This window comes from Rhodopirellula sp. SH410, from assembly GCF_055811895.1.
In genome coordinates, this window is sequence record NZ_CM147949.1 from 7,468,183 (window position 1) to 7,486,190 (window position 18,008).

Consider the following 18,008-nt stretch of genomic DNA (forward strand, 5'->3'; position numbering starts at 1 on the left):
TTTCAAACGGATGTGAGCGAAATAGGGGGAGTGCGGGCCGTACGCGGCCGTCCCCGATCTTTCAGGCATTCTCAGTAGGATGCCTCAAACGCAGCCGGCTGAAAACCGGTCGCTGCAGCGGAAATCGCTGATTCTCTCACCCAACTTAGCTGAATCCAGATGTCGAACCGTTTCTCGATGACCGTCGCAGCCTTGGTCTGCTGGATAGGTTTGCTGCAAAATCACGCGGCCGCCCAGCCGCCTGCACGCGACCTACCGCTGCCTGAGCAGCGATTGGTCGTTGCCGCCGCAGGGGTTCCGTATGGTGTCGCCGCGATCGAAATCCCGCTGCGCAACCCGATTCTCGGTGCGGGGCCGCCGCCGCTGCGTTTAACGGGAGCCTCTGCAAGAGCGTTTTTCGCCGTCACCGAAAACGTGCAAGTGCATACCAGCGAGTTGCCTTCGGAGCGTCCTCTGCCCCGAATCGGCCAAGGGCGTTTACTCGGCCGGGTGAGCAATCTGATTCGCGAAGTCGCCGGTGGCGATGCGATTCAAAACGAGACGGTTGCGCGCCGGATCACGTTCCTGTTCTCAGGCAACGAGCCGTTTACCGTGCAAGTCGCTGACCGGGCCGGCATCGTGGGCTCGTTCGAAATTCGCCCGGCCTCCGACCCCAAGATGCGACAGCAACTGCTAGCGGAATGGTGGTCCGACTACACCGACCAAAGCAAACGAGAGATCGAAGCGCTCGATACGCCACCGTGGGTGCAAACCTACCTGGTCGGCATGCTCTCGGGACGACTTGGATTGCCCCTGCCCGGCTGGTACGGCAACATCAACGAAGAGGCCCAGCGAGATCCGCTCTTAATGACACTGGAGTGGATCAGTGGCGCGGCCAGCGTTTCCAACCGTGTCTTTGCGTCGGCTGCCGCGGGCCGCGACCTCGATTCCCCCGATCTGCCGATGACGGCCGACGTTGCCGCCGTGCCGCTACCAGCACCGATCGCCTGGCAACAAACACCTCCCCTGAACGATCTACCGTTCGATGCGGCTGATCCTGAGATCGAACCGATCGCCAACCGTGTTCCGCCAGAGTGCTTTTACATCCGCTACGGCAAATTTGAGAACTACCTTTGGTATCAAGATCTGACGGACGAGTACGGTGGCGATATCTCGCGGATGATCACGCTGAGCGGATTGTCCGACGACGGTGCCGCTCGCCTGACGCAGCAACTCGGTCTGCAGACGACCACGATGGGACGCATGCTCGGCCCCACCATCATTGCCGACCAAGCCGTCATCGGTCGCGATCTCTACATGCAAGATGGCGCCGCGATGGGGGTGCTCTTTCAACCGACGAACGCCTACCTGTTGCGATCGAGCATCAACAATGATCGGAAATCATTGGCGGACACGTCCGATGCGATCACATTGCAAGACGTGGAGCTGCAGTACGGGCGAGGCACATTACTGCGTTCAAGCGACAATGTCGTTCGCTCTTACATGGTTGAAAGCAAAGGGTTCATCTGCGTTACGAATAGCAAAGTGATCGCGGAGCGATTTCTCGAAGTCGGACAGACCGGTCAATCGCTCGGCAAGACCGAGGCGTTCCGCATCGCTCGCACCCTTCATCCGCTCAGCATCGACGACACGGTCTTCGCATACTTCTCACCTGAGATGCTGCAAGGACTGCTCGCGCCGCAGTACCTGATTGAATTGCGGCGAAGAATGCAGTCGGAAGCCGACATCGCATTGGTGCACTTGGCACGCTTGGCGGCCGCCAATCAAGCAACGCCGACATCGCCGCCGGCCCGAGAGATCGAACCGCTCGTTGACGCCGGTTTCTTGCCGGTTGGATTCGGTGAACGGCCGGACGGGAGCGGCGTGTTCACACTCGGCGATCGAGTGCTCGACTCACGACGAGGGGCTCGCGGTACCTTCCTACCGATCCCGGACACCCCGATCGAAACAGTGACTGCGACCGAGGCAGCATGGTACAACGAGATCGCAGCGGCCTACACGCAGCAGTTTCGCAGCCTCGATCCGATCTTTTTAGGTGTGAAACGTGAGTTAATCACGGCTCCCCAAACTGGCGAGGGATCGGCCGGTGACGCAGATCCGCAGCGCCGAGAACGATTGAGAGTGCATGTCGAAGTCGCGCCGTGGCAGCCCGAAAACTACGGGGCTTGGGCCCAAAAGCTGGGGCCACCCACGCCCGTTTCAATTCGCTTTGCCCCTGACGACATCGTCGCCGTTCAGGCACATGTGGCCACCGACGTGCTCGGCCCACCCACGCATATTTTCGCTGGCATCAAAGACTCCAATCCGCCCCAACCGGATGCGTTCAATGGAATTCTCGGTAGCTATCAGGCACTGCAAAGCCTTCCCGGCTACCTCGGTGCGTGGCCACTTCCCGGCATGCTCGATCGCCTGCCCCTTGGGATCGGCCGAGGCCAACCGGTTGGTCACAACATGACCCGCTTGCTCGGCGGTGTTTATCGCTACACCGGAGGCGAATTCAGTATTCTGTCGTTTGACCCTGCGTTGCTGACGAGCACCATTCCCCAACTCGCCGCCATGGAGGTCAATGACTCCGCTCAGGTACGGGCTCACGTCGGCAACCTCCACGGCAGCCGACTGGAGGGCTGGGTCAACGAATTTCTCTACCGTCGGGCAGCAACGAGCAGCGCTGCGGAAGCTGATTTTCTTCGTTCGCTCAGCAGGCAACTCGGCGTTGCACCGGATCAAGCCCTCGAGCAGGCTCGTTTAATTCTCGGTGGTGACGTGCAATGCGTCCTGGGAGGCGAGTTCCAAGTGAACTCGAACGATGCTGCAGCACCTCATTGGCAGAGCACCGCATGGGGCCCAGGCAACGACGCCCCACCAGCGTATCCGCCGGCTAGCTACGAAGCGCCGGTCATGCGTTGGTTTCGCGGCGCCGATGCGACACTCACGCAGTATCCCAACCGGATCGTCGCTGACCTCATGATCGAGGTCGATCGCGTGCAAACGAAGTAGGAGGAGCCCCATTGCCTCGTCCGCGGACCGACGGCCCGTCCGCGGACCGACGGCCCGTTCGTGGACGGGTTGCTCGCTCGGGACAATGGTCCCGAGCTACTTCTTGCCCAGTGCACGCTTGGCCGCGAAGAACTCGGTAAGCATGCCGCCGCAGCGTTCCGCCATCACACCTGCGGTGACTTGGCACTGGTGATTCAAACGCGGATCGCCGAGCACCTGATACAAACTGGTTACCGCGCCGGCTTTGGCATCGGTGGCACCGAAGACCACGCGTGGTACGCGGGCCTGTAGGATTGCCCCGGCACACATCAAGCAGGGTTCGAGCGTGACGTACAACGTCGCCTCTTCGAGCCGCCAATCCTCGATGGCTGCCGCCGCTTGGGTGATCGCAATCATTTCCGCGTGAGCGGTGGGGTCATGCAACGATTCGCGTTGATTCGCCGCCCCCCCGATCATCCGCCCCCCGCGGACGATCACGGCGCCAACGGGCACCTCGTCGTCAATCGCGGCGGCCTGGGCGAGTTCGATCGCTCGCCCCATCCAGTGCACGTCAAAATCGATGAGATCCTGGTCAAGCATCCCGCTGGGATGACCGTTCCCGCTGCCGTTCACTGAGCGTCCTCCGCCTGGGGGACGCTGTCGCTCTTGGCAGGCGACTGACCCGTTGCGGCGGGCGTGATCGTCGCTTTCTGGATTGGCTGGGCTGCCCGACCGATCCGGCGCAGCGAAATGCCCTTCAGTTCACTGTGGGTGATGTAGTTGGCGATCCCCATCGGTAGACACGGATCCATCTCGATGCGAATACTCAGTTCATCATCACCGCGGGCGACGTTGGCGTACTCGTCCTCATCGATCCAGCAGCGGACGGCTTTGTCATCGACGCGGATACGGATCGTGTACCACTGGTTGGTTTCAAATTCCTTGTACTTGGTCGTTTCATTGGTGGACGCGTCGTTGCCATCAATGCTGCTGATCCCGACCAAACCACCGCCCCAACCGCCGAGGACGAATGAACAATGCTCCTTACCGACCGGGAAGGTCACGGCGGCAAAAAAGTCGAACCCCTCGACCCGGCGTGCCTGCAGACGCAGTTCATAATTCTCTTTCGGGAACTTGCCGGTCCAGCGAATCCCCGTCAGGGGGTCACCCGCAAACATTTCGACCAGCTCATCGTCCTTGCCCGCTTTGCTGAAATAGACGGCACCTTCCCCCCCGAAGACGATCTTTTCCCAGGACCCACGCAGCGGCGTGTATTCTCGCTTCGTATCGTCCTCACGGACGTTTTCCACGCCAGCTTCAGACGAACGGAGCCGCCCCTCTTGGCAGATACCGACATTCGCAGAGACTGCGCAGGCTACCGCAACGGTCGCGATTGCGGTCGGTATGGCAACTGATTCAAAGAGTCGTATCACGGAATTGGGCCTGTTCATGGGATAGGGTTGATAGCAGCGCGGCAAATGCACGATAGAGACAATCGTGGCGAGTCACATTCTTCAACAGAGCATGATTGATGCGATCGGTTTCAGGAATTCGACTGTTTGGTTTTCGGCTGGGCTTTTTAGTCCTAGCGGTCTATTGGTGTGCGATGTTCACGGGCACCCACATGCCAACGATGCCCAGCGGAATGTCTCGGGTCAGCGATAAGCTGGTACATTTTACGGCATTTTTCTTTCTGGCCACACTCCTCTGCTACTGCACGAATTCGAAGCATGCGTGGCCACGAGCTGGCTGGATCATCTTGACCTGTTTGGGGTACGCCGTCGTCGACGAATCGACTCAAGCACTGGTCCGTGGCCGCACCCCCGATGTGAGGGATTTTGTTGCCGACGCGCTGGGCACGCTGCTGGCCGTGGGGCTCTATTTTGGTATTCGCGCCTGGTGGCGACGGCGAGGAGGGGCAGCACACCGCAATCGATCGATCGATGCCCAATCGTGTGCAGGCGAATCCACGGGTCACCCTTCGTCGGCATTGCAACCTAAGCAATGAGAGACTTGCGGGCCCTACCTGCCCGGGCCGCGGCCGCGTGGTAGGCGGCCGCCAGGGGATCGTCACTGAGTTTCTCCAGCCGGGCCAGCGTCGGATCCGCGGCAGCGGCAGCGGCCCCCATTCGCCCAATCATCGTGGCGGCCCAGTACATCTGATCGGCCAACTTCGCTGCGTCTAGATCAGTCGTCGAGCCCTGCGCTGCCACCACTTGTCGTTGGAGTAGCTGGTCGAGCCAGGCGGCGACCGACGCGGTTTCGCCTGGCTGAGGTTGCACCACTGACTCGAGTACCTCACTGGCCCATAATCGAACTTCCGAATCATCGTGGCCAAGCAGTTCGAGACACCGCTGCGTCACGCCCGCGACGCTTTCTTGCAACGCCAAGTCCTGGAGAGCCTCGGAAAGCTCGCTGGCGCTACGCTCTAGATCGAGTCGGGTTGCCCAATCATGTGGGGATGACGTTTCAGAAGTCGGCATGAGTCAGGGGGTGCTGTCGAGAAGGGTGCCAGGGGGAATCGTTCGGCTCGGCGTGAGCGGTTAGATTAGAGCAACTCATCGCGATGATGATCAGTGGACGCGGGCCGTCAGACAGCGTCACGACTTTGTATTCGCTAGAACCACCGCACATGATCCCCCTTCGCGACGACATCCCCAGCCGATCGATACCGTGGGTGAACTATATCGTGATCGCATTGTGCGCGATCGCATTTTTCGCCCAAGAAACGTCGTCGGACCAGAGTGAGGGGATTGTGGCCAAGTTCGCCATGGTGCCGCTCCGGCTGAGCGACCCCTCAGCCGTTCCGGTCATCGACGAGCAACGGACCGTGCGGACGCCAAGCGGTGTCGAAATCGTTCATATCCAACATGAAATCGGCCCTTCCCCCCTGCCGCCTTGGTTGACCCTGATCACCTGCATGTTCCTGCACGGAGGATGGATGCATTTCCTGGGCAACATGTGGTTTCTGTATATTTTCGGCGACAACGTCGAGGATCGTTTCGGGCACATTGGGTTTACCGCATTGTACTTAGGCACCGGTGTGATGGCCGGCTTGTCGCATTACATCACCCAGCCGCATAGCCCCATCCCGACGCTCGGCGCGAGCGGCGCGATCGCGGGCGTCATGGGTGCCTACGCGTTCCTGTATCCGCACGCACGCGTATTGACACTCTTGCCACTGATTGTGATTTTCACGACCATCGTGGTGCCCGCACCGATCTTTTTAGGATTTTGGTTCTTGGTGCAACTTTACAGCGGCATGGGATCGCTGGTCGGTGAACCCATCGCGGGCGTGGCGTGGTGGGCCCATGCAGGCGGCTTCGTCGCGGGCATCATCGCAGCCTTCGCCGTCAGTCGGCTGCCGATGGGAAATCCCCCCGTGAAGGAACGACGGTTCTAGCCAGGAAATGCAGCCCCCCCATCGCCAGACGGTAGTTCCACCGACAGAAAACGCCATAAACTCAACCGCGCTCTGGCAAGCGTAGCGACTCATTCACACTCCTCCTATTTGAAAGACCGCCATGCGATCTCACCAAACACTGCTCACCGATTGGCAGCCGCACCACGACGAACGCCTTTCCGCCATGATCGAAGTGGGCTTGGCGGCCGGCAATCGCACCCTTGAGCACTTCCAAAACCGTTCGCTGACGGTCGATCGCAAGGGCGATGACTCGCCGGTCACGATCGCCGATCGCGAAGCCGAAACACTCACCCGCGAACTGCTCGCTGAAAAATTCCCCGACGACACCATCGCTGGGGAAGAGTTCGCCGAACAAACCGGCAGCAGCGAGTATCGCTGGACCGTCGACCCGATCGATGGCACGAAATCGTTCATCTGTGGAGTACCTCTGTACTCGACTCTCCTGGCGCTCGAACACGCCGGCAAACCGCTCGGCGGGATGATTCTCATCCCCGCGCTCGGCCAAGCTGCGGTCGCAGCAATCGGCCATGGATGCTTTTACTCAAACGATCTGTCCGGGCCCGACCTGACGAAACCCAACCATGCCACGTGGTCTCCCGCTCACGTGTCCACCTGTGATCAGCTCGCCGATGCCGTCTTCGTCACCACCGAGATCGGTTCATTCGCCCAACGCGATAGTGCTGCGGCGTACACGCGACTCGAACAAGCCTGTTTTCTTAGCCGCACATGGGGCGATGGCTATGGCTATTTGATGGTGGCGACGGGACGCGCTGACCTGATGGTCGATCCGATCTGCAACGCCTGGGACGTCGCTGCGATCCTGCCGATCCTAATCGAAGCAGGTGGGCGGTTTTCCGCCTGGAACGGCCAAGAGTCCGTCCGTGTCGGAGACGGCGTTGGCAGCAACGGCAAACTGCACGACCAAGTACTCCATTTATTGAGCTAGCACTTGAACGCGGCTAAGCGACCGCGGATGAATCGACCGAGTCGCCGCATTCGCCAGAACGTGGAGCCCACGCTCCGGCGAGCGTAGCTCGCCTTGAATTCAACGCGTCCGATGGTCTCGCTGCCGCTAAAAATTCTGGTTGCCGGGAATGGACCTTGCGAATGATCCTCATGCAACGGGATCCGCTACCGCAGCAGCGTCTGCAAGATCGCATAGATGCATAACCCGGTGTCTTGGTGTGCAAAGTGGGCAACCACGTTCCCAATTTCGGCGACACCTCGCGCCCGGGTGACAACGCCGATGCGAGCCAAAAGCATCGGGACCGCTTCGCCGGCTGATCCGGCATAGCGAAACAATCGACTTCGCCACCACTGCGAATACGCCTGCGTCGTCCACTCGTGCTGTGCTTTCTGCATCCTCGGTCGCAAGTGCCTCGGATACAGCCAGCGACGGAAACTCCAGTAGAGGGCCACCAGCACGATGGCAGTCGCCCCGAAAACCACTACAACGCCCGCACTGCCATCACCGCCCATCGTGACGAACACGCCGATGACGAGCGGCACGAACGCCACAAGGGTGCCGATGACCATCCACGCCACCAATGGCCAAAACTGATACCTCGATTCGGCGCGACCGAACGGCGCATAGACCTTCTGGGCAGGCACCGCCAAATCGGTAACCAGTCGTTGGGTCTGGACGGCCAGCCGCTCTTCGGGAACCTCACCGGGTTCGTGGAGATAGATTTGCATCTGTTCGACGAGAGCATAGGTCAGCATCGCCCACCCGGCGTCGGCTTGCGCCGTCGCCATCGGGAACGCCCGCTGCAGCCCCGTCGAGTCCCGGGCGATCTCATGGAGTGCCTTCAAAAGTGTGGCGGTGGATGCCGCGTCCTCTCGGCGACACGACAACCGAATCACGCCCAGAAGTTTTCGTCGTACCGGATCGCTCGACGGGTGAACTGCGTCGGCTCGCAAGAGTGCCTGAATTCGCGTGAGAAATTCGAGCTCCGCTTCCGCGTTGAGCTGTAACCCCACCGACTCAACCTCGATCTCCCCCATCACTCGATCGCTCCACGCCGGCGGTGCCGTCCAGATCGCTGAACGCAGTAACCGCAGATAGAACGTGGTACGAACGGAAGGCTCGATTTGCCTTACATCACGTTCGCATGCAGCGAGCAATGCTGCAAACTTGTCAAAGGGCAACTGTTCGATCAATCGCAACCACAGCGTTTCGGTGAGCATGTAGAACAGCGGTGAACGCAGCTTTCCAGCGATAGACCTCACGACTTTTTCCATCATCGCGTCGGGGACTTCCGATCGCAGATACTCGCTCGCCAGATTCATCAGCCCGGGATCGGACGGATACGCTGCCAGTCCCTCGAGGAGCTGGGCGAGGTATTTCGAGCTCGGTCGCCCCGCTGCGGCATCGGATAGAATCGCAGCCAAAAAATAGTCGGGTGGAGTCCGTCTCGGTTGCGTTTGCAGCTGCCGCAAGGCCGCGGCCGGATCGACCACCGCACGTTGTCGCAGCGATAGACTCGGCGGCTGTTTTGGGTGAGGCGATCGATCGGCTGATGAGCCGGCATGCCCTGTGCCGGCCGCCTGCTCTGTATTGGAGGTTGCTGCTTCCGAGCGGGCGTCGGTGCTGTCCTTCCAAGTGTCCGCGGCATTGGCGAGCTGCTGCTGTTGTTTGCCGTAACGCAGCCTTTTTTCCAGACGCTCATAGGCGTCCCGGACCCGGCCAAACTCAGCCGCGTGGGTTTCAGGTTTGTAAATCCGGATCGCTTTGCCATAGGCCCGCTTCAAATCGCGGCGATCATAGCCTTCGGTGAGCCCAAAAAAAGCCACCGGATCGCTCGCCAGCAGCGACAGGTCATTCATGGATGCCTGCCTGAACTCGGCAGCGGCGAAACCATGTTTGGTTGAGAGAGCGGAGCCGAGCGGATACCGCTCGAACGCTCTTCTTCGATCAGGCCGGGATAGCGAGATCGTTGGTCTCGCATCATTTCACGCTGTATCTCTCGACTCCTTTCAATGATTCGATCCCGATGTGGATGGCTCTCGAATTCATCCGAAGGGTGGTTTGGCTCGAATCGATCCAAAAACGATTGGGCATCTGGCAACGGTGACTTCGCATCATGAATGGATTGATGTTCCACCGCGAGAGGATTCAACAACTCGCTAATCCTCGCCTCCAGTTCCCGGGCTGACTTTGCTCCCTGATTCGGGTCGCCGAGACCGGGGAGGTGCGGTGCATTGTTGGTCGAGTTACCAGACGGAGCACGGGGGCGAGCGTCGCGGGAATCGACGGAGGAGAGACGCACGACGGACGACAAGACAATCAACGCGATGAAGACCCACTTCCCGCTACCGCCCAGGGTCAATCGCCCCGAATGGTTACGTGCCGGATGTCTCACCGCCCATGCGTTTTGATTGACGGGGTCCAATAGCATGTCAAACCAATCTCGCTCGAGGGCATACACCTCTGGATGATCGGCCGTGTATTTTTGTACCATCGCACAGGCCGGACGGACGCGTCGCTCGTCACAGATTGCTTCGATGTATTGCTCGCGGAGTGCCGCGCCCTCGGCGGCCGGCCGCACGACACTCTGTTGTAATGAGTACGCGAACTTGGTGTCTCTGGTCTCTTCATTGGCGCGCAACAGCGCCCCCCGCGTCTCAGCGGCCGCCTGCAATCGAGCGGCGATGGCCGCGTATTCCGGTAATCGATCACTGTGCAGTGTGCGCAGATACTGGCGTAGTTTAGCCTCGGGTAGTCTATAAAACTCGGTCTGCAGTTTATCCAAGCACTGTCGGGCCCGATCTCGCAATCGCGATTCAGCATCAGGGGCAAGAGACACCGTCGCCGTGGGAGTCGTCGCTTGTGCGGTCGCAACGCGTGTCTCGCCGCCCCAGAGTTCTCTTCGTCGCCGGATGATCTGTGGCGAATCCCACATCGGGTTCAAGTCGAGCATCTCCTGCACGTACGCTTTCGCGACGGTCGACACCGCGTCGTTGTCGCGCCCGCATTGCTCCTCGCGGCCGCCATCGCCATCCTGGCGCTGAATCATTGGTCTGCTCCATCGGGATGGATGCCGAGGGAGGACAAACAGATCATCAACATCTCGCGGGCGGAGGTAAACTCGGCCCGATCCGCTCGATTCATGGCTGCCTCGTAGGCATCCAACGCGGCATCAAGTTGTTCCCGTTGGCTCGGGTGGAGTTCCCCGAGCATGCGTTCGGCGTACCTCGCGAGTTGTTGGTTCGCCAAGTCGTCACGCGGGTAAAACTTCATCTCGCCGATCCGCCGCCGCGCCGACTCGATCGACTTCGGCGATAAACCTTTGACATGATTGGTCAAGATCGCACGAAACTTCTTGCCCCCCGGTGCATAGGCTTCGACCTCGAGCACTCCGCTGACGTCATAGGTAAAGCGAATAAAAAAGGGACTCCCGGCCGGCCCAGGCGGCAACGGGCTGACTTCGAGTTCACCGAGCAACACGTTCTCGCTGACCTTCCTCGCATCGCCCTGATACACCTTCACAGTCACCGATGTTTGGTTCGCCGACATCGTGCTGTAGATCTCTTCTTTGGAGACCGGGATCGTGCTATTGCGATGCAACACCGGCGAAAAATAGCCGCTATGTACTTGGCCACCAAGTTCCTTGGCGACTTCCACGCCCAATGTAAAGGGGCATACATCGGTCATGATCATGTCGTCGACCGCAGCATCGTCGCCCATCAACGCCGCCTGAATCGCCGCCCCGAGAGCGACGACTTCGTCGGGATTGTGACGCATCACGGGAGGCTTTCCGAAATAGTCTTCGACAAAACAACGCAGCGCATCCATCCGCGTCGCGCCGCCGACGAGAATGACTTCATCGATTTCGTCCGGTCGCATCTCGGCATCCCGGAGCGCCCGGGCAATGGGGCCCGCGATCCGCTGCATCAGCGGGTCACACAGGCGAGCGAAAGTCTTGCGATCGATCCGGAACGTTTTCGGCTTCGCCGCAAAACGCCCGTCGGCATCAGGCACCCGGATCGATGCTTGCCCCTCGCTCGCGAGCGTCCGTTTGGCCGTTTCACATTCGCTCCGCAACCGCGCCACACGCAGCGGGTCGTTTAGCTCGGCAATCTCCAGTCTCACGTTTTCGGAATTGAGCACTTCGGAAACGATCCGGTCGGTAAAATCCTCACCGCCGAGCAAACTCTCACCGGCGCTGGCGCGAATCTCCAGCGTCCCTTCGAACACCTCCATCACGGTCACGTCGAATGTACCGCCCCCGAGATCGATGACGACAATATTCTTTTCATCGTCACGGTCATGAAACCCATACACGAGGGCCGCCGCAGTCGGCTCGTTGATCATCCGCCGCACATTCAACCCGGCCATCTCACCGGCTAATCGAGTCGCTTGCCGAGCGTGATCGTTGAAGTAGGCTGGCACGGTGATCACCGCATCGGTCACGTCGATGCCCAACGCCGCTGATGCGTCTTCACGTAGCGAACGCAACACGAGGCTGCTCAGTTCGTGTGGCGTGAATTCTTTCTCGCCGAGTCGGAGTCGGCGGTCTTGACCCATGTAGCGTTTGAAACACCACGCACACGAATCGGGATCCGTCACCCGCAACTCTTTTGCGGTTTGCCCGACCACGACCTCCCCATTGCTCAGCACCCCAATCACCGATGGCGTCAACACGCCTCCGTGCGCCGTCGGCAGCAGCGTCGGCTTGCCGTCGCGAAAGATGCTCGCCAACGAATGGGTGGTACCGAGATCGATGCCGATGCACGGCGCAACGTCGCAGGAAGAACTGGAGTTGCGGGAGTCGGGTTTTTCGGACATGTAGGTTTCGCGGGCAGGCGAACGGAAATCGCCCTATTCTACCGTCGCGATCACATTGGTGCTGATGCCTGCGGCGTGAAGGGCCGGTACAAATATCGATCCTCGGCTAACTCGAAAAACCGATCCCATGGTAATCGAACCCGTGGTCCGAGAGCGTCAGGTCTTTGAGAAGATTGCGCCCGTCGAATAGGAACGCGGGTTTTTTCATCTGATCATGAATTTTCTGAAAGTCTGCCTTCCTAAATTCATCCCATTCGGTCAGCACCGCAATGGCGTGAGCGTCGCGGGAGGCGGTATCGACATCCGTCACAATCTCGACATTTTCAGCCAGTAATTTCGCAGAGGTGGCACTGAGTTCAGCGTCGCCGTTGCGAAACGCATCGGTCAGTTCCCGGCGAATATGCTCGGGGCTGACACGGGGGTCGTAGATGCTGAGCTTCGCGCGTTCACGCAACAGATCACGGCACACGTAGATGGCCGCCGACTCGCGAGTGTCATTGGTATCTTTCTTAAACGCAAAGCCCCAGATCGCGATTTTCTTGTCCGACACGGTATTGAAGAGCGTGCGGACAATGCGAGTGACGAAACGACTCTTTTGATAGTCGTTCATCTTCACGACCTGCTCCCAATACTCAGCCACCTCAGGCAAGCGGAAGTATCCGCAGAGGTAGACGAGATTGAGGATATCTTTCTGGAAACACGAGCCACCGAAACCGACGGATGACTTCAGAAACTTCGGCCCGATCCGAGAATCCATCCCAATCGCAGTGGCGACTTCATCGACATCCGCTTCCGTGGCTTCACAGAGCGCGGAGATGGAATTGATGGACGAGACACGCTGCGCCAAAAACGCGTTGGCGGTGAGTTTGGAGAGCTCACTGCTCCACAAATTTGTCGTCAGCAACCGTTCTTTGGGAACCCAATTGGCGTAGACTTCGACGAGCGAGTCGATCGCGGATTGACTTTCGCCTCCGATCAGCACGCGATCGGGCAAAACCAGATCTTCCATGGCGGTGCCTTCGGCGAGGAATTCGGGGTTGCTCAAGACGTCAAACGTGGCCCCCGTCGAGACGCCTGCCAGGATCGTTTTGATGGCTTGGGCAGTGCGGACGGGCAAGGTTGATTTCTCAACGACAATTTTATGTCCCCGGGCGACCTCGGCAATTTTCCGGGCGCACTTTTCGATGAATTCCAGGTTCGCCGCCCGACCGGCACCCACCCCGAAATGCTTGGTCGGTGTGTTGACGGAAATGAAAATCACCTGGGCTTCGGCGATGGCTTCGTCAACGTCCGTTGAGAAGTGCAGGTTCCGACCGCGACATTCGCTAACCACCTCGTGCAGGCCCGGCTCATAAATCGGCAGCTCGTCACTATTCCACTGGGCGATTCTCGCCGCATTGATGTCGACGACGCGAACCTCGATATGTGGGCACTGCTTGGCAATCATGGCCATCGTCGGCCCCCCCACGTACCCCGCCCCGATGCAGCAAATCTTGCGGATGGGTGAGACCGTGGAACTGGATTGTTGAGCTGTGGATGACATGGGGCGGCTCAGGGTGGCGCAATGAATTTGAAAACGTGATAGGAGTGAATGTAGTGCCTTAGCGGGGGCGCGTCGAACCGGGGAGCCGCGCAGAGTGGGAGAGGGGGCGAGTGGGGGCGGTCAGGGGGCTTGAAGGGCGTTGATTTCTTCACGCGTGGGTGGGTCGCAAATGCGGAACTTGGTCGTACGGCCGTCGGCATCGTCGTACAAAATCATGGTCGCCGGCGATAGTTCGGCTGCCGCCGGCGAATCGATTAACAGCGAGGAATCAGCGGCGTTGATGGGACCGATCAGTCGCAGTTCCAGGTCATTCTGACTTTGCCGCGGCAACCAACGCGTGAAAACTTCGGCAGACGGCAGGGTCACGATCACAAACACGCCGACCGCCGGGCCATCTCGAAGCAGGGCCTGAAACGCTTTGCTACCGCTCTGCTTGTACGACGCGTCAAGCGAAAAATCCAACGATTCACTTTGCCGAAGATCTCGCAGTCGATCGAGGGCGTCGACAACGACGAGCATCGTGGTCCCATCGTCCTGGACCACCTCCGGTTCACTGGATGGTGTCCGAGTGTCGGGCTCGTCTGTCGAGAGCGCATCACGTCCCTCGTCGCCACCGCTGGTGTCGTCTAATGAAAACGTGCCGGCAAAGCGAGCGTGGTCGACCGGCGCGACCGGGGCAGCGTCGACGTCGCGACCGGCCTCTTTGGCAAGCCGTGTCTCGACCAGTTTAGCGAGCGCGATCATGTTTGCCTCGCTCTCTCGGTTGCGCACGATCTTGGCCGGGATAGCGGTCGTGCCAAGCCAATCAGCGATCGATTGCCCGTCATCGGCGCGTGAACCATCGAACAAAACCACGGACAATTCGGGCGTGTGAGCGATCGCGGAGGCGATGAACGTGCTGAGGATGCTGACACGCATTTTCGGGGGTGCGACGACCACCGCGCTGCGACCGGTGTCGGACTGGAACCGGAGTGTGGTGGGCGGACCGAGTTCGACCGCTTCGCCAAGCAGCCCTGCAACCTTGTCGGCAGGACCGAGCGCCGCCATACCGGCCCGAGCAAGCTGGGCAGTGAACCGACTGGGGCGATTGCCTTCGAACACGATCGATGGCCCGAGCGATCGGCAAAAGGCGAAGTCGCGGGTGGCGATCTGCTCCAGCATCGAGGCATGCTCCTGAGGTCCTAACCAGGCGACCTGGAACGGATGATTGCCCTCGAGCAAACCGCTGGCGTCGTTGTAAATCGCTTCGCCCGGACGCGACAATAACCTTGCCGCGGTATTATCATCGGCCAAAATCATGGCCGCATCGGACTCGCTGCACTGCATCGCCACACGCACCGCCATTTGTCCGAGCGTCGCGCGGGGCAGGCTGTTGGCTCCCGCAAGTGATTGGCTGCTCAAGATCACGTGAATGCCAAACGAACGGCCTTGGCGAACCAATCGATCCAATAACGCCGTGCAGTCGGCCGCCAAGGGATCGTCGCGCGTGAACAATTCTTGGAATTCGTCGATCACCAGCATGATCCGTGGCATGCTTGCATCAGGTTGCCGGGCGCGGAACTCGGCGAGCTCCTGGACCCCTGCGTCTCGAAACGCCTCCCCTCGCGAAGCCAGTTCCGCATCGAGGCGTTGCAGCACGCTGCGACCGAACTCACGTTCACTCTCGATCCCGATCACGCGAGCGTGCGGCAGTCCCATATCGGCATAGATCTTGAACTCGACCCCTTTCTTGAAATCGAGCAGATAGAACTGAAGCTGATCCGGCGTGTACTGAGCGGCCCCGGCAGTGATGATACTGTGGAGCAAGGTGCTTTTTCCCGAACCGGTTTTACCAGCAATCAAAACGTGCTGGCGAACACCTTCGCCGAGCAACAGACGGCGGTTGCGTCCGGCACCTTGGCTGCCGATCGTGATCGCGACCCCCGCATCGGTCGAACCGGTCTCGCCGCTCGTCGGAACATGCCCTCCTGGCAGGAGCGATTCCAAATCCACGACCACCCGGGCTGCCTCGAGCGAACTTTTGCCAATCCGGCGAATCAACGGTTCCCGTACTTCTGCAGGCGGCGGCGGAGCGGGCCAGAAGTCGAGGTCATCGATCCCTTCGGATTTGCAGTACCAATGACCCTCGCGGTACTCGAGTCGTAGGAGTTTATCGCTTTCGATCGGCGGCATGTCCGCAGGCCACGTTTTGCCTTGCTCGATCACCAAGATCACAAACACGCCACACCGCGCCCCACTCTGGATCAGCGATTTCAGGTGCATGTAGGACTCACGCGACAGACCGTCGGGAAAACCGACCGCCGCGATCGCGTGATAGGGTTCCGCGAGGGAACCAGCGACTTCGTTGTAGTCTTCGATACGTTCGAATCGATCTCGCAAACTCGCTTGTAGGACGTTTTCGACATGATGTGTCAGCTCGGCGAGACGCTGGGTGATCTTGTCGCTGGTGGTCCACACGCGATGATGAATCAAAGACGGATCATGATCGGCGAGCGCCATGAAGCTAGCGAAATGTTGCCCCCGGCTATTGGCGTCGATCAACGTAACCTTCGCCCGCCCGGGGGCGGCGGTGCTGAGCAATCGCCAAAGCACCTGGTGGGCGATCGCAATCCCCTCATCGAGTTGCTGGGTCGGCATCTCGATCAACACGCCTGAATGACAACGGCGATGGATGACCAGCGGCATCGTTTCAGGAATTTCGATCTTCGATAAGATATCAGCTTCACTCGGAGCATCGCCTTGATGCGTGTAATCGAGTGCCTTATCGAACTTGATCTTGAGTCGCTGGCCCAAACGAAGTTGCCCCAGCGGCAGAAAATCGATCGAGCGGTGAGTGTCTGCTGGAGACGTCACGACCTGTTCCCACGACGGGAAGCGGCACTGCACCAAGTCGGTTGCCGCGTGAATGCGATCCATTCCACGCCGCAGGCCTGATTCCAAACGCTCTGCCAAGGACGCGAGCGTGTGCTGGTGCTGCTGCTGGGTGCGCGCGAGTGTCTGGTCGGCGGCTTCGTTGCTCTGGTGCAATGTCTGTGAAATCGTCGTGGCGATCGAGTCAGCACGCTCACGCATGGTTCGCTGCAGGGTTGCAAAACCGCTGCGGAACTGCGCGTCGATACGTTCGACCTGAGCTTGAAGTTTGGTTTGCTCGACGCGCTGTGCGACGTCGAGCTTCTGCTGCATGTCGGCGATCTGATCTCGTTTCCAGCGATCCGCTTCGGCGAGATGTATCTTGCGTCGATCTCGCAGCTCTTGGGCCGCTTCTTGGGCGTGTCGTTTTGAAATCCCACGCGCATGCTCAGCCGCGGCCTCGGCGGCGTGACGCATCCGCTCGGCGAGTGGATGCAACTGCCGTGTCATCTTGCGGAGCGGAAACAGGAGGGCGGCGTAAACCAGGAACCCCAGTGTGCCGGCCACAGCGACCAAACCCAACAGCCACCAAATTAGCGGTTGTGGCTTGACCGCCAGCATGATGACGCCACCGATGGCGATGAACATTGCCACCGCACCGGGGAGATAAAACGAATCGACCACCTTGGATGCAAATCCACTCTGTAAATCCACCGTTACCGCTTTGATGCGCCGGTTTTGGCGACCGATCAGGTCGACGGCATCACCGATCGATACGGGTTCGGATTCGTCGAACTCGGCGTAGGGATTTTGCGAGAACGTGATATCGAGTAATCGATCGAGCCTGCGGACGGCCAGGGCGCGTGACCATTCCAAGTCTTTGTCGCCGGCGGCGAGGGCCTCATCGAGACGTTGAGCATCGGCCGCCAGCTGTTTTTTGGGCTGAATTTTGCGTTGCTTGTATTGATGCTCAATCGCGATCAGGCGTTTTTCGTATTTGCCTTGAATCACGGCGGTTTGATCGGCGGACGCCTTGCGATACTTCACGCGCGTCCGCAGCAACTGATCTCGGGTTTGGATCGAAGCGGTTTCGTAGGTTGTGATCGCCTTTTCCTGCTCGTCGTCCCATTGCCGCAGTGTGCTTTGCCGATCCTGCATGCAGCTCTGCTTGACTGCGGCGAGCTGCTCGGCGAGCTGCTGCTCGAGGTCTTGATGGTGAGCGGATTGATCAGTCAGCAGCCGGCTGTGGACGCTCCGCGAATCGGCCACCCGACCGACAAAGCCATCGATCAATCGCCGCTGCCGGGCGGGATCAAATAGGAACACGGGGGCGACGGATGAATCTTTCATAACACTCGATTCTAACTGACCGCCAATCTGAGAGGGGGGCTTGGCTATCGCAGCGGCCGATTATTTCGCACAATGGT

Annotated in this window: 12 protein-coding genes; 4 read left to right on the forward strand and 8 right to left on the reverse strand. The window is 59.6% G+C overall.

Annotation, left to right across the window (positions count from 1 at the left end; genetic code table 11):
- Window positions 1–159: 159 nt before the first annotated feature.
- Window positions 160–2,997 (forward strand): hypothetical protein, encoded by a 2,838-nt coding sequence (locus SH410x_RS27360; RefSeq protein ID WP_473672629.1) that lies wholly within the window; start codon window positions 160–162, stop codon window positions 2,995–2,997.
- A gap of 96 nt (window positions 2,998–3,093) precedes the next feature.
- Here the strand turns inward: SH410x_RS27360 and tadA are convergent, their stop codons facing one another.
- Window positions 3,094–3,576 (reverse strand): tRNA adenosine(34) deaminase TadA, encoded by a 483-nt coding sequence (gene tadA, locus SH410x_RS27365; RefSeq protein ID WP_473677412.1) that lies wholly within the window; start codon window positions 3,574–3,576, stop codon window positions 3,094–3,096.
- A 29-nt stretch (window positions 3,577–3,605) separates the two neighbouring features.
- Entirely contained in the window at window positions 3,606–4,409 is an 804-nt protein-coding gene (locus SH410x_RS27370) for a LamG domain-containing protein (RefSeq protein ID WP_473672631.1), read from the reverse strand.
- 98 nt (window positions 4,410–4,507) lie between these two features.
- On the opposite strand from SH410x_RS27370, the gene SH410x_RS27375 reads away from it, so the two are divergent.
- Window positions 4,508–4,984: a VanZ family protein gene (locus tag SH410x_RS27375; RefSeq protein WP_473672633.1), complete on the forward strand. Its 477-nt coding sequence runs from the start codon at window positions 4,508–4,510 to the stop codon at window positions 4,982–4,984.
- On the opposite strand, the gene SH410x_RS27380 is transcribed toward SH410x_RS27375, so the two are convergent.
- Window positions 4,974–5,459 (reverse strand): hypothetical protein, encoded by a 486-nt coding sequence (locus SH410x_RS27380; RefSeq protein ID WP_473672635.1) that lies wholly within the window; start codon window positions 5,457–5,459, stop codon window positions 4,974–4,976. The genes SH410x_RS27375 and SH410x_RS27380 overlap by 11 nt on opposite strands.
- A gap of 149 nt (window positions 5,460–5,608) precedes the next feature.
- Here SH410x_RS27380 and SH410x_RS27385 point away from each other — a divergent pair, with 149 nt between their 5' ends.
- Window positions 5,609–6,379, forward strand: a complete 771-nt coding sequence (locus SH410x_RS27385) for a rhomboid family intramembrane serine protease (RefSeq protein ID WP_473672637.1) — start codon at window positions 5,609–5,611, stop codon at window positions 6,377–6,379.
- A 121-nt stretch (window positions 6,380–6,500) separates the two neighbouring features.
- Window positions 6,501–7,346, forward strand: coding sequence for a histidinol-phosphatase (gene hisN / locus SH410x_RS27390; protein WP_473672639.1), 846 nt, complete (start codon window positions 6,501–6,503; stop codon window positions 7,344–7,346).
- Between the two features lie 185 nt (window positions 7,347–7,531).
- On the opposite strand, the gene SH410x_RS27395 is transcribed toward hisN, so the two are convergent.
- The 5 genes from SH410x_RS27395 to SH410x_RS27415 form a co-directional block, all read right to left on the reverse strand.
- Complete coding sequence (locus tag SH410x_RS27395; protein WP_473672641.1) at window positions 7,532–9,226, reverse strand: hypothetical protein; 1,695 nt, start codon at window positions 9,224–9,226, stop codon at window positions 7,532–7,534.
- A complete protein-coding gene (locus SH410x_RS27400; protein ID WP_473672643.1) occupies window positions 9,223–10,416 on the reverse strand; it encodes a hypothetical protein in 1,194 nt (397 codons plus the stop codon). Before SH410x_RS27400 ends, SH410x_RS27395 begins: the two co-directional genes overlap by 4 nt.
- The gene (locus SH410x_RS27405; protein ID WP_473672644.1) at window positions 10,413–12,188 is read right to left on the reverse strand and encodes an Hsp70 family protein; all 1,776 of its coding nucleotides are present in this window, start codon (window positions 12,186–12,188) and stop codon (window positions 10,413–10,415) included. The genes SH410x_RS27400 and SH410x_RS27405 overlap by 4 nt, the downstream gene beginning before the upstream one ends.
- 106 nt (window positions 12,189–12,294) lie before the next feature.
- The gene (locus SH410x_RS27410; RefSeq protein WP_473672646.1) at window positions 12,295–13,731 is read right to left on the reverse strand and encodes a UDP-glucose 6-dehydrogenase; all 1,437 of its coding nucleotides are present in this window, start codon (window positions 13,729–13,731) and stop codon (window positions 12,295–12,297) included.
- Window positions 13,732–13,851: 120 nt separating this feature from the next.
- Entirely contained in the window at window positions 13,852–17,931 is a 4,080-nt protein-coding gene (locus tag SH410x_RS27415; protein WP_473672648.1) for an FtsK/SpoIIIE domain-containing protein, read from the reverse strand.
- Between the last annotated feature and the right edge of the window lie 77 nt (window positions 17,932–18,008).

Coding starts and splice junctions, on each gene's coding strand:
- tadA (WP_473677412.1), bottom strand. CDS start 3,576: ATGCTTGACCAGGATCTCATCGATTTTGACGTGCACTGGATGGGGCGA.
- SH410x_RS27395 (WP_473672641.1), bottom strand. CDS start 9,226: ATGAATGACCTGTCGCTGCTGGCGAGCGATCCGGTGGCTTTTTTTGGG.
- SH410x_RS27415 (WP_473672648.1), bottom strand. CDS start 17,931: ATGAAAGATTCATCCGTCGCCCCCGTGTTCCTATTTGATCCCGCCCGG.
- SH410x_RS27400 (WP_473672643.1), bottom strand. CDS start 10,416: ATGATTCAGCGCCAGGATGGCGATGGCGGCCGCGAGGAGCAATGCGGG.
- SH410x_RS27375 (WP_473672633.1), top strand. CDS start 4,508: ATGCGATCGGTTTCAGGAATTCGACTGTTTGGTTTTCGGCTGGGCTTT.
- SH410x_RS27360 (WP_473672629.1), top strand. CDS start 160: ATGTCGAACCGTTTCTCGATGACCGTCGCAGCCTTGGTCTGCTGGATA.
- SH410x_RS27380 (WP_473672635.1), bottom strand. CDS start 5,459: ATGCCGACTTCTGAAACGTCATCCCCACATGATTGGGCAACCCGACTC.
- SH410x_RS27410 (WP_473672646.1), bottom strand. CDS start 13,731: ATGTCATCCACAGCTCAACAATCCAGTTCCACGGTCTCACCCATCCGC.
- hisN (WP_473672639.1), top strand. CDS start 6,501: ATGCGATCTCACCAAACACTGCTCACCGATTGGCAGCCGCACCACGAC.
- SH410x_RS27405 (WP_473672644.1), bottom strand. CDS start 12,188: ATGTCCGAAAAACCCGACTCCCGCAACTCCAGTTCTTCCTGCGACGTT.
- SH410x_RS27385 (WP_473672637.1), top strand. CDS start 5,609: ATGATCCCCCTTCGCGACGACATCCCCAGCCGATCGATACCGTGGGTG.